Genomic DNA, 12,506 nt, shown 5'->3' with positions numbered 1-12,506 from the left:
GCTTGAGGCCTCATGGATCGCGTCGCTTCGCACAGCAATGACGGAAGAAATACGTCAGGCCGGCGGGCGGGTCTTCCAGAAGCCAACCACACGCTCGGCGGTCGAAGGCATCAGGCGCGCGAAATTGACGCGCGCGCTTTCGATATCCGACGGCGACGCCACCCGGTTCGGGCCGAGCCGGAGCAGGATCAGGGCACGCACGGTGGCCCATTCCAGACCGACCGCCTTGCCGGCGATCAGGATCGGATCGTAGCGGTCGCCGGCGATCAGGCGATCGAGGGTGGCGATCTTCACGCCGGTCATCGCCGCCAGCGCGGCGATGGATTCCTCGTATTTATTTGCCTTGGCAAAGTTGAGCAGCGCACTTTCGACGAGTGCGCCGTCGCGATGCAAGGCAAGGATCGTGCGCTGCGCCGGCTCGAAATTGCGGTTACCGTCGACCCGCTCCACGACGCCGGAGATTTCGTTCATCGCCCGCTTGATCGCCATTTGCCGGGCCGGCTTGACCACTTCGAACAAACGGCGGCGGACCACGTCGACCGATCCGGACAGCAGATCCTTCAACTGCTCGGCCGAGAGATCGTCGCGCTGACCGACCTTGAGCGTCAGTACGCCGTCCTGGCCGGCACGCTTGATCAATGTCGAATAACCGTCCGACGAGAACGCCGCGCCGGCATTGCCGGCCGCGCCCCTGACGACGTCGCGGTCGCCGCGGCGAACCATGACGTCGGTGAGATCGGACGAGAGCGCCCGCCGTTCCGTCATCGCCAGCAGATGGTCCTGACCTTTTGCCTGGGCAATCGCGATCAGCGTCTGGTCGTCGATCACGGGAGATCGCCGCAACAGCGGCCCGGCGATCGCAATTTCATCCTCACGCGCGAGCTGGCCGACCAGTCCGCGCGGCGCGTTGACCAGCAACGACAGCCGCTCGGCCAGGCTGGCGCGCGCGGCAAGTTCGGCATGGGGAACGAGGCTGGTCAGCACCCCATCGAACAGATCGACGTGATCGGCGCGGAAACTGGCGGCACCCTGCAGGAATAATTCGCTAACCCGCCGCGCAGCGTCAGCCCGGCGTTTTGGGCCGCCGCGCCGGACAATGTCGTCAAGTTCCGGGATCAGCGTTGCCGCGGTGGTCATCAACCCATCCAAACCGGCCGAATTGGCTGGTTTTCGGGCAATCTAGGCATCGTATGTGAATGAAGGGTTAGGTTTTGGGGGTCGGCGGGAAACCTCGCAAAATCGCCCGCCGATGCCGCGCAGGCCTTGCCGGATTGCGTGAAAACCGCTATATCCGCGGCAACTTATCGTTCTCATACGATCGCGTATCGAGAGTGGGCCCCTCCGGACCCGCTCTTTTTTATTACCTGAGCGATCCCCAGCCCCGAGCGGGCGACAGGCCAAGTTCAGGGAACCGGCCGGGCGCGATTGAGCCCGGTTTAAACCCTTGTAAACAAGACGCTTTTGACCCTCGACATGACCGATCCAACTACTGGCTCCGTGGATATTGACCTCTTGGCCGAGCCCCGTCTCGTCGTCGAGCCGGGCGTGGCCGCGCGGGTTTCGGCGGTTGCCGGGCCGGTTTTGCAGGGGCTGGGCTACCGGCTGGTCCGGATCAAGATATCCGCCGAGGCCGGCTGCACGGTCCAGATCATGGCCGAACGGCCCGACGGAACGATGCAGATCGAGGATTGCGAGGCGATCTCGCGGGCGCTGTCGCCGGTGCTGGATATCGCCGACCCGATCGAGCGGGCCTATCGGCTGGAAATTTCGTCGCCGGGCATCGACCGTCCGCTGGTGCGCCGTACCGATTTCGAGCGTTATGCCGGTCATCTCGTCAAGATCGAGATGGCGGTCGCCCATCAGGGCCGCAAGCGCTTCCGCGGACATCTCGCCGGCGTCGAGGGCGATGCGGTGCGGCTACATCGCGATGACATACGCAGCGACGAAGATGCCGACGTGCTGCTTGTCATGGAAGACATCTCCGATGCGCGGCTGGTCCTGACCGACGAGCTGGTCGCGGAATCGATGCGGCGCGGCAAGCAGGCTGAGCGCGAACTCAAGCAGAATCTCGGGCTCGCGCCGCCGTCACCGCCGCACGCAAAGAAGAGCGATCCGGCCAAGAGCAACAAGCCGAAGCCCAAGACACTCAATAAGCCGCTGAAGAAGCCGCTACCGAAGAATACCAAGAAACACCGCCTCGCCGCGCAAGGACTGCCCGGGGGCGAATTCGATCCTACTGAAGGAGACTAGGCCATGGCAGTCAGTGCCAACAAACTCGAGCTGCTGCAGATCGCGGACGCGGTCGCCCGCGAAAAATCGATCGATCGTTCGATCGTGATCGCCGCGATGGAAGACGCCATCGCCAAGGCCGCCCGTGCCCGCTACGGCAGCGAGACCGACGTTCACGCCGAGATCGACGCCAAGAAGGGCGAGCTGCGGCTGTCGCGCCACATGCTGGTGGTCGAACAGGTCGAGAACTCGTCGAACCAGATCTCGCTGGCGGATGCGCAGCGCGCCAATCCCGGCGCCCAGGTCGGCGACACCATCGCCGACACCCTGCCGCCGCTGGAATATGGTCGCATCGCCGCGCAGTCGGCCAAGCAGGTGATCGTGCAGAAGGTGCGCGAGGCCGAGCGCGACCGCCAGTACCAGGAATTCAAGGACCGCATCGGCGACATCGTCAACGGCGTCGTCAAGCGCGTCGAATATGGCAGCGTCATCGTCGATCTCGGCCGCGGTGAAGCCATCGTGCGCCGCGACGAAATGCTGCCGCGCGAAGTGTTCCGCAACGGCGACCGCGTCCGCGCCTACATCTTCGACGTCCGCCGCGAAACCCGCGGACCGCAGATTTTCCTGTCGCGCACCCATCCGCAGTTCATGGCAAAACTGTTCGCGCAGGAAGTGCCGGAAATCTATGACGGCATCGTCGAGATCAAGGCGGTGGCCCGCGATCCCGGCTCGCGCGCGAAAATCGGCGTGATTTCAAGGGATTCCTCGGTCGATCCGGTTGGCGCCTGCGTCGGTATGCGCGGTTCGCGCGTCCAGGCGGTTGTCAATGAATTGCAGGGCGAGAAGATCGACATCATTCCGTGGTCGCCCGACATCGCGACCTTTGTCGTCAACGCGCTGGCGCCTGCCGAAGTCGCCAAGGTCGTGATCGACGAAGAGCGCGAGCGGATCGAGGTCGTGGTGCCCGACACCAACAACCAGCTCTCGCTGGCGATCGGCCGTCGCGGCCAGAACGTGCGGCTCGCCTCGCAGCTGACCGGCTGGGACATCGACATTCTCACCGAGCAGGAAGAATCCGAACGCCGCCAGGCCGATTTCGAGAACTCGACGCGGGTGTTCATGGAAGCGCTGAATGTCGACGAAGTGGTCGGCCAGTTGCTGGCCTCGGAAGGCTTCACCTCGGTGGAGGAACTCGCGCTGGTCGACGCCAAGGAGCTGGCCAGCATCGAGGGTTTTGACGACGAAACCGCCAACGAGCTGCAGAGCCGGGCAAGAGAATATCTGGAACAGCTCGAGACGGAGCTGGAAAACAAACGTAAGGAACTCGGTGTGGATGACGCTTTGAAAACGGTGCCCGGCGTAACCTCGAAGATGCTGGTGAAATTCGGTGAGAACGACATCAAGTCGGTCGAGGATCTGGCCGGCTGCGCCACCGACGACCTGGTCGGCTGGACTGAGCGCAAGGAAGGCGGCGAGCCGACCAAGCACCCCGGCATTCTCGATGCCAACGAGACCTCCCGCGACGATGCCGAGCGCATGATTATGCAGGCGCGCGTCATTGCCGGTTGGATCACCGAGGCCGACCTCGCCAAGCAGGCGGAGACGGCCGAGGCTGCTGAAGACGAAACGGCGTAGTGCGGGTGTTCCGCAACGCCCCATACCGTTTCTGCGCGCATCCCGTGCGCAGATGACTGGAGTGACCGAACAGGCATGCTCGCTTTGGCTGACCCCGATCTCGACAATGGACCGCGGACCGACAGGTCCGCGACCATGCGGATGTGCGCGGTCAGCCGCGAGGTACGCCCGATCGACGAACTGATCCGGTTCGTCGTCTCGCCCACGGGCGAAGTAATCCCCGACCTCAAGCGCAAACTGCCCGGCCGCGGCCTGTGGGTCTCGGCATCGCACTGGACCGTTGCGGAAGCGGTGCGGCGTAACCAATTTAGCAAGGGGTTCAAGCGCCAGGTCCGGGCCGCGGCAACCCTCCCCGACGATACCGAGGCGTTGCTGGTCCGAAGTTGCACCGACGCGCTGGCCATGGCCGCCAAGGCCGGCCAGGTGGTTTCCGGCTTCAGCAAGGTCGAGGGCGCCCTCCAGCACGGCCAGGCCGCAGCCCTGATCCACGCTTCTGACGGCGCCCCCGACGGAATCCGCAAATTGGACGCGATCGCCGGGCAGAGAGGCGGAAATTCCGGTGAATCGCCGGTTTTTCCGATCGTTACTGTTTTAGCGTCCGAACAATTGGATTTGGCACTGGGGCGGTCAAATGTGATACATGCTGCCCTGCTCGCGGGCCCGGCGCGCAAGACGTTCCTGTCGCGCTGCCAAATCCTGGTCCGATACCGGATGGCCGATGACGACAAGACCGCCAATGCGGCCAGAAATTCTGACTAACGAAGACAGCTTCAAAGACTGTGCGGATACGCACCACGCAACAAGATTAGGACTGCTGAATGGTTGATACCAAAACGCCTGGCGACAAGACTTTGAGTGTCAGCAAAACCTTGACGCTCAAGCCGCGCGTCGAGACCGGCACCGTCCGCCAGAGCTTCAGCCACGGCCGGACCAAGCAGGTCGTGGTCGAAAAGCGCGGCAAGCGCCGCGTCGGCGGCGACGCGCCGGCGACCGAAACCCATGCGCCCGAGCCGGTCGTAGCCGCTCCGAAGCCGGCAGCAGCGCCCGTCAAGGCGCCGCTCTCGCGGCCCGCACCCGCAGCACCCCGCGGCGGTTCCGGCGTCGTGCTGCGCACCCTGACCGAAGATGAGCGCTCCGCGCGCGCCAGCGCGCTGGCCGACGCCAAGGTACGTGAAATCGAAGAGCGGCGGATCGCTGAGGAAGAGGCCAAGCGCCGCTCGAGCAAGGAAGGCATCGAGCAGGCCGAACGCGAAGCCGCCGAAGCCCGCCGCAAGGCCGAGGAAGAACGGCACCGGCTGGAAGAGGAAGCCAAGCGCAAGGCGGAAATCGAGGCCAAGAAGCGATTTGGCGAAGCCGAGGCCAAGACGGCAGCCGCCGCCGCTCCGGCGACGGCGCGCCCTGGCGCAGCCCGCCCGGCCGGCGCCCGTCCGGCCACATCAGCGGCCGTGCCGCCGGCGCGTGCCCCCGGCGTCGCCGCCGATGCTTCCGACGAGGATGAAGGTCCGCGCCAGATCCGTCGCGGCCCCGGCGGCGCCATGCGCCCCGCGGTACCGCCGAAGACGACCCACAAGCCCGGACCGCAGAAGGACCGCGGCCGCCTGACGCTGGTCACCGCGCTCACTGCCGACGACGTGCGCGAGCGTTCGATCGCCTCGTTCCGCCGCCGCACCCAGCGCCTGAAGGGACACGCCGCCAACGAGCCGAAGGAAAAGCTCATCCGCGAAGTGACGATTCCGGAAGCCATCACGATCCAGGAACTCGCCAACCGCATGACCGAGCGCGCGGTCGACGTCATCCGCCTGCTGATGAAGCAGGGCGCGATGCACAAGATCACCGACGTGATCGATGCCGACACCGCGCAGCTGATCGCCGAGGAAATGGGCCATAGCGTCAAGCGCGTCGCGGCGTCCGACGTCGAAGAAGGCCTGTTCGACGTCATCGAAGACTCCACCGATACCGAGCCGCGTTCGCCGGTCGTCACCGTGATGGGCCATGTCGACCACGGCAAGACCTCGCTGCTCGACGCGCTGCGCCACGCCAACGTGGTCTCCGGCGAAGCCGGCGGCATCACCCAGCATATCGGCGCCTATCAGGTGACCTCGCCGGAAAGCGGCAAGAAGATCACCTTCATCGATACGCCCGGCCACGCCGCGTTCACCGCGATGCGCGCGCGCGGCGCCAAGGTCACCGACATCGTGATCCTGGTGGTGGCGGCCGATGACGGCGTCATGCCGCAGACCATCGAGGCGATCAACCACGCCAAGGCGGCGAAGGTTCCGATGATCGTGGCGATCAACAAGATCGACAAGCCCGATGCCAAGCCGGAGCGCGTGCGCACCGAACTGCTGCAGCACGAAGTGCAGGTCGAATCGTTCGGCGGCGACGTCGTCGACGTCGAGGTATCCGCCAAGAACAAGACCAATCTCGACAAGCTGCTCGAGATGATCGCGCTGCAGGCCGAACTGCTCGACCTCAAGACCAATTCGGAACGTCCGGCCGAAGGCACCGTGATCGAAGCCAAGCTCGATCGCGGCCGCGGTCCGGTTGCGACCGTGCTGGTCCAGCGCGGTACGCTGAAGGTCGGCGACATCATTGTGGCCGGCGCCGAAATGGGCCGCGTCCGCGCGCTGATCTCCGATCAGGGCGAGAACCTCACCGCGGCCGGACCGTCGGTCCCGGTCGAAGTGCTCGGCTTCAACGGTCCGCCGGAAGCCGGCGATCGCCTCGCGGTGGTCGAGAACGAAGCCCGCGCCCGCCAGGTCACGAGCTATCGCGCCCACCAGAAGCGCGAGAACGCCGCCGCCTCGATTTCCGGCATGCGCGGCTCGCTCGAACAGATGATGTCGCAGCTCAAGACCGCGGGCCGCAAGGAATTCCCGCTGATCGTGAAGGCCGACGTGCAGGGCTCGCTCGAAGCGATCCTGGGCTCGCTGGAAAAGCTCGGCACCGACGAAGTCGCAGCGCGCATCCTGCATGCGGGCGTCGGCGGCATCTCGGAGTCCGACGTCACGCTGGCGGAAGGCTTCAACGCCGCGATCATCGGCTTCTCGGTTCGCGCCAACAAGGAAGCCGCGGCCGCTGCAAAACGCAACGGCATCGAGATCCGCTACTACAACATCATCTACGATCTCGTCGACGACATCAAAAAGGCGATGTCCGGCCTGCTCGCGCCGACGTTGCGCGAAACCATGCTCGGCAATGCCCAGATCCTGGAAGTGTTCAACATTTCCAAGGTCGGCAAGGTCGCCGGCTGCCGCGTCACCGACGGCACCGTGGAACGCGGCGCCAATGTGCGCCTGATTCGCGACAACGTCGTCGTGCACGAAGGCAAGCTCTCGACACTGAAGCGCTTCAAGGACGAAGTGAAGGAAGTGCAGTCCGGCCAGGAATGCGGCATGGCGTTCGAAAATTACGGCGACATGCGTCCCGGCGACATCATCGAGTGTTATCGCGTGGAAACCATCCAGCGCAGTCTGTAAGTCTGAACCTTACGGCTGCGTCAGAAGGATATCGAAATAGTTCGACGTCATGCCCGGCCAACAGCGCGAAGCGCGTCTTCGCTTTGATGTGCCGGGCATCCACGTCTCCAGGAATTCAGCAGGTAAATGGACGTGGATGGCCGGGAAAAGCCCGGCCATCACGATTTGTTTTCGAGGACTTTAATGCCCCGTCACCACAACAAGAGTTCCGCTCCCGGCGGCTCGCAACGGCAATTGCGCGTCGGCGAGACCGTACGCCATGCGGTCGCCGATATTCTGTCGCAGGGTAACGTCCACGACCCCGATCTCGAAGGCCACATCATTACGGTTCCCGAGGTACGCATGTCGCCCGACCTGAAACTCGCCACCGTTTACGTGATGCCGCTCGGCGGCCGCGACACCGACGTGGTGCTGGCCGCGCTCGAACGCAACAAGAAGTTCCTGCGCGGCGAGATCGCGCACCGCGTTAACCTGAAATTTTCCCCTGATCTTCGCTTCCGCACCGACGAACGATTCGACGAAGCGGAACGTATCGAGAAATTACTGCGAACACCTGCGGTGCAAAGAGACCTCGCACCCGATTCGGACGACGAATGATGATTGTGACGACCGCTGACAGCGTGATCGGTGCGGAAAACACCGAATCGCATGATGTCCCGAAAAATATTTTTACCGATCAATCGCACGGCGACGAGGCGCGCCGTGGCAACAACGATCCGCGCCAGGATGCACGTCAGGATCAGCGTCCGGGCAAGCAACCGCGCCAGAACAACCAGCCGCGGCGCGACAAGCGCGACGTCCACGGCTGGGTGATCCTCGACAAGCCGATCGGCATGACCTCGACGCACGCGGTCGCCGTTCTCAAGCGCCTGTTCCAGGCCAAGCGCGCCGGACACGCCGGCACCCTCGATCCCCTGGCCTCCGGCGGCCTGCCGATTGCGCTCGGCGAAGCCACCAAGACCGTCCCCTTCGTGATGGACGGCCGCAAGCGCTATCGCTTCACGGTCGCCTGGGGCGAGGAACGCGATACCGACGATACCGAAGGCCGGGTCACCCAGACCTCTGCCGAGAGACCGTCCGCGGACGCGATCCGAGCGCTGCTGCCGCGCTTTACCGGCGTGATCGAGCAGATCCCGCCGCAATATTCCGCCATCAAGGTGCAGGGCGAGCGCGCCTACGACTTGGCGCGGGACGGCGAAACCGTGGAATTGAAGCCCCGGCCGGTCGAGATTCACGAATTGTCCCTTGTGGAACATGGAGATGATGGCCTGTCCGTGTTCGAGGCTGAGTGCGGCAAGGGAACCTATGTGCGGGCCCTGGCCCGCGATATGGGCCGGATTCTGGGCTGTTTCGGCCATATCTGCGCGCTGCGGCGGACCCTGGTCGGGCCATTCCGCGAGGCGGACATGATTCCGCTGGAACAGTTGGAGGCTTTATGCAATAGAGCCGCGTCGGGCGAGGGAAGCCTCGCCGACGCGCTTTTGCCCGTTGAGACCGCGCTGGACGACATCCCGGCACTGGCCGTCACACGGGCTGATGCGGCAAGGCTCCACAGGGGCCAGGCCGTTTTGTTGCGCGGACGGGATGCGCCCAATAGTAGCGGCACAGTCTATGTCACGGTGGCAGGCCGGCTTCTGGCCCTCGCCGAAATTGGCAATGGCGAACTCATCCCCAAGCGCGTGTTCAACCTGACCGGACTGACTGCCAGTTCCGGTCGCAACAACGAGAGAGTTTGACGATGTCGATTACCGCCGAACGCAAAGCGGAAGTCATCAAGACGAATGCCAACAAGGCCGGCGACACCGGCTCGCCGGAGGTCCAGGTTGCGATCCTGTCGGAACGCATCACCAACCTCACGGGCCACTTCAAGACCCACGTGAAGGACAATCATTCACGCCGCGGCCTCCTGAAGCTCGTGTCGACGCGCCGTTCCCTTCTCGATTACATCAAGAAGAAGGACGAGGCGCGGTACAAGGCGCTGCTCGAAAAGCACAATATTCGTCGTTGATCAGTTCACGCGCGCAAGGTTTGCGCGCGTTTTCGCATGGTTTTCCGAGACCGGACTCCAGATTTCCTGGAGACGATCATGCGCAATAACGTTCAGCAGCAATCCGGCCGCTGGACGGGGCAAGATGCCCGTGACTACCGAGAGGATGGACGCCATCCGAAATATAAAGACCATGGCAGGATCGCCGGACGCTGATCATTCCGATCAGCGTCCCGCAATCTTGCGCATGGTCTTTGTGTTTTGAGGGCACCGTTCTCTCGTGAACCCATGAAAGAAGACCACTATGTTTAATGCTCATTCAGTCGAAATCGACTGGGGTGGACGTCCCCTCAAGCTTGAAACCGGCAAGATCGCGCGTCAGGCCGACGGCGCCGTGATGGCGACCTATGGCGAGACCATCGTGCTCGCGACCGTGGTTGCCGCCAAGTCGCCGCGCGAAGGCGTCGACTTCCTGCCGCTCACCGTCGACTATCAGGAAAAGACCTACGCCGCGGGCCGCATTCCCGGCGGCTATTTCAAGCGCGAAGGACGGCCGACCGAAAAGGAGACGCTGGTCTCCCGCCTGATCGACCGCCCGATCCGTCCGCTGTTCGTTGACGGCTGGCGCAACGAAACCCAGGTGATCGTCACCGTGCTGTCGCACGACATGGAGAACGATCCCGACATCGTCGCCCTGGTGGCGGCGTCCGCGGCGCTGACGATTTCCGGCGCCCCGTTCAAGGGCCCGATCGGCGCCGCCCGCGTCGGCTTCGCCAATGACGAATACGTGCTCAACCCGACGCTCGACGAGATGGTCGATACCCAGCTCGACCTGGTCGTCGCCGGCACCGCCGACGCCGTGCTGATGGTGGAATCGGAAGCCAAGGAGCTCAACGAAGACATCATGCTCGGCGCCGTGATGTTCGGCCACCGTCACTTCCAGCCGGTGATCAAGGCGATCATCGAACTGGCCGAGAAGGCCGCCAAGGAGCCGCGCGAGGTCAAGGTCATCGACGAAAGCGCGATCGAGAAGGAAATGCTCGGCCTGATCGAGCAGGAGCTGCGCGCGGCCTACGCAATTCCGGTCAAGCAGGACCGCTACGCCGCGGTCGGCAAGGCCAAGGAAAAGGTGATGGCGCACTACTTCCCGGAAGGGCAGGAGTCGAGCCACAACAAGCTGCGCATCGCCGCGGTGTTCAAGGAACTCGAATCCAAGATCGTTCGCTGGAACATCCTCGACACCGGCAAGCGCATCGACGGCCGCGACGCCAAGACCGTCCGCAACATCGTCGCCGAAGTCGGTATTCTGCCCCGTGCCCACGGCTCGGCGCTGTTCACCCGCGGTGAGACCCAGGCGATGGTCGTGACCACGCTCGGCACCGGCGAGGACGAGCAGTACATCGACGCGCTGTCGGGAACCTACAAAGAGACGTTCCTGCTGCACTACAACTTCCCTCCCTACTCGGTCGGTGAAACCGGACGCCTCGGCGGCACCAAGCGCCGCGAGATCGGCCACGGCAAGCTGGCCTGGCGCGCGATCCATCCGATCCTGCCGCCGCACCACGAATTCCCCTACACGGTGCGCGTGGTGTCGGAGATCACCGAATCCAACGGATCGTCGTCGATGGCGTCGGTCTGCGGCGCCTCGCTGGCGCTGATGGATGCGGGCGTTCCCTTGAAGCGGCCGACCGCGGGTATCGCGATGGGCCTGATCCTGGAAGGTTCGCGCTTTGCGGTTCTGTCCGACATTCTCGGCGACGAGGATCATCTCGGCGACATGGACTTCAAGGTGGCCGGCACCGAGCAGGGCATCACCTCGCTGCAGATGGACATCAAGATCGAGGGCATCACCGAGGAGATCATGAAGGTCGCCCTCGGCCAGGCCAAGGATGGGCGTATCCACATCCTCGGCGAGATGTCGAAGGCACTCACCAACGCGCGCGCCGAGCTCGGCGAATACGCGCCGCGGATCGAGACCTTCAAGATCCCGACCGACAAGATCCGTGAAGTGATCGGCACCGGCGGCAAGGTGATCCGCGAGATCGTCGAGAAGACCGGCGCCAAGGTCAACATCGAGGACGACGGCACCGTCAAGGTCGCCTCCAACGACGGCGAGGCGATGAAGGCCGCGATCAAGTGGATCAAGTCGATCGCCTCCGATCCGGAGATCGGCCAGATCTACGAGGGCACCGTGGTCAAGGTGATGGAGTTCGGCGCGTTCGTGAACTTCTTCGGCGCCAAGGACGGCCTGGTTCACATCAGCCAGCTCGCTTCGGCGCGCGTGCAGAAGACCTCCGACGTCGTCAAGGAAGGCGACAAGGTCAAGGTCAAGCTGCTCGGCTTCGACGATCGCGGCAAGACGCGCTTGTCGATGAAGGTGGTCGATCAGGCGACCGGCGAGGACCTCGAAGCCAAGCAGAAGGCGGCGGAAGCTTCCGCCCCGCGCGAAGCCGCTGGCGAGTAAGCCTCAACGCAAATCACGAACAACGAAGGGCGGCCGAAAGGCCGCCCTTTTTGCTTGTCGCCTTGTTCGTGGCCTTGCGCAGGCCCCCGCGAAGCGGACCGCAGCAACCGATTGAAGTTCCGCGCCCTCGCGATAATATCGCCGCGAATTTTACTCTTGTCGTGGACCTGTCGATGCCGCTGCCGACCATCCGTCCCGCCCGACCGGACGAATACGACGAGGTCGCCCGGGTGTGGATGGAGAGCTGGGTATCCACCGGGCTCGAGCACGCCAGCAATTTCCTGCTGGCCAAATTGCGCGCCCGCGTCCCGATGGAGGTCGAGAATGGCTGGAGCCTCTTCGTCGCCGACGACAACGGAAGGCTGGCGGCGATGCTCGCGATGCATCTGCCCAAGCGCTATCTCGACCAGTTGTTCGTAGCACCCGAATATCAGGGCCGCAGCGTCGGACGCCAGTTGCTGGCCTTTACGCGACAACATATGCCGGACGAAATCTTCCTGCGTTGCGTGCGCGAGAACGAAAAGGCCTGGCGCTGGTACGAGCGCGAGGGATTCGTGTTCGAGCAGGAGCAGGTCGAGCCGATGACCGGCTTTGTGATGAAATATTATCGCTGGCAGCAGCCGGCAACAGCGCAACACCAAACATAGCGTCTCTTCGCCCTATTGCCTGGCTTGCACGTTCCGTCGAATCTCAGCACAACAGCATCGACAGA

Annotated in this window: 10 protein-coding genes; 9 read left to right on the top strand and 1 reads right to left on the bottom strand. The window is 63.8% G+C overall.

What is annotated here, in order from left to right:
• Positions 1-54: 54 nt before the first annotated feature.
• Positions 55-1,137, bottom strand: a complete 1,083-nt coding sequence (locus BLR13_RS18585) for a DUF2336 domain-containing protein (protein WP_074820765.1) — start codon at positions 1,135-1,137, stop codon at positions 55-57.
• A gap of 336 nt (positions 1,138-1,473) precedes the next feature.
• Here BLR13_RS18585 and rimP point away from each other — a divergent pair, with 336 nt between their 5' ends.
• From rimP to BLR13_RS18540, 9 genes are all read left to right on the top strand, one after another.
• Positions 1,474-2,250: a ribosome maturation factor RimP gene (gene rimP, locus BLR13_RS18580; protein ID WP_074831360.1), complete on the top strand. Its 777-nt coding sequence runs from the start codon at positions 1,474-1,476 to the stop codon at positions 2,248-2,250.
• Positions 2,251-2,253: 3 nt separating this feature from the next.
• The gene (nusA, locus tag BLR13_RS18575; RefSeq protein WP_074820767.1) at positions 2,254-3,864 is read left to right on the top strand and encodes a transcription termination factor NusA; all 1,611 of its coding nucleotides are present in this window, start codon (positions 2,254-2,256) and stop codon (positions 3,862-3,864) included.
• A 75-nt stretch (positions 3,865-3,939) separates the two neighbouring features.
• Complete coding sequence (locus BLR13_RS18570; protein ID WP_074820768.1) at positions 3,940-4,623, top strand: RNA-binding protein; 684 nt, start codon at positions 3,940-3,942, stop codon at positions 4,621-4,623.
• Positions 4,624-4,682: 59 nt separating this feature from the next.
• Complete coding sequence (gene infB / locus BLR13_RS18565) at positions 4,683-7,343, top strand: translation initiation factor IF-2 (protein ID WP_074820771.1); 2,661 nt, start codon at positions 4,683-4,685, stop codon at positions 7,341-7,343.
• Positions 7,344-7,526: 183 nt separating this feature from the next.
• Positions 7,527-7,940, top strand: coding sequence for a 30S ribosome-binding factor RbfA (gene rbfA / locus BLR13_RS18560; RefSeq protein ID WP_027538118.1), 414 nt, complete (start codon positions 7,527-7,529; stop codon positions 7,938-7,940).
• Positions 7,940-9,079: a tRNA pseudouridine(55) synthase TruB gene (truB, locus tag BLR13_RS18555; RefSeq protein WP_074831361.1), complete on the top strand. Its 1,140-nt coding sequence runs from the start codon at positions 7,940-7,942 to the stop codon at positions 9,077-9,079. Before rbfA ends, truB begins: the two co-directional genes overlap by 1 nt.
• Before the next feature lie 2 nt (positions 9,080-9,081).
• Positions 9,082-9,351, top strand: a complete 270-nt coding sequence (gene rpsO / locus BLR13_RS18550) for a 30S ribosomal protein S15 (protein ID WP_027538116.1) — start codon at positions 9,082-9,084, stop codon at positions 9,349-9,351.
• 283 nt (positions 9,352-9,634) lie between these two features.
• Complete coding sequence (gene pnp, locus BLR13_RS18545) at positions 9,635-11,794, top strand: polyribonucleotide nucleotidyltransferase (protein WP_074820774.1); 2,160 nt, start codon at positions 9,635-9,637, stop codon at positions 11,792-11,794.
• Between the two features lie 173 nt (positions 11,795-11,967).
• Positions 11,968-12,441 (top strand): GNAT family N-acetyltransferase, encoded by a 474-nt coding sequence (locus BLR13_RS18540; RefSeq protein WP_074831363.1) that lies wholly within the window; start codon positions 11,968-11,970, stop codon positions 12,439-12,441.
• Positions 12,442-12,506: the final 65 nt, after the last annotated feature.

Origin of the sequence: Bradyrhizobium ottawaense (assembly GCF_900099825.1) — a bacterium.
Classification (GTDB): domain Bacteria; phylum Pseudomonadota; class Alphaproteobacteria; order Rhizobiales; family Xanthobacteraceae; genus Bradyrhizobium; species Bradyrhizobium ottawaense_A.
This window is presented reverse-complemented; position numbering and strand designations above follow the sequence as displayed.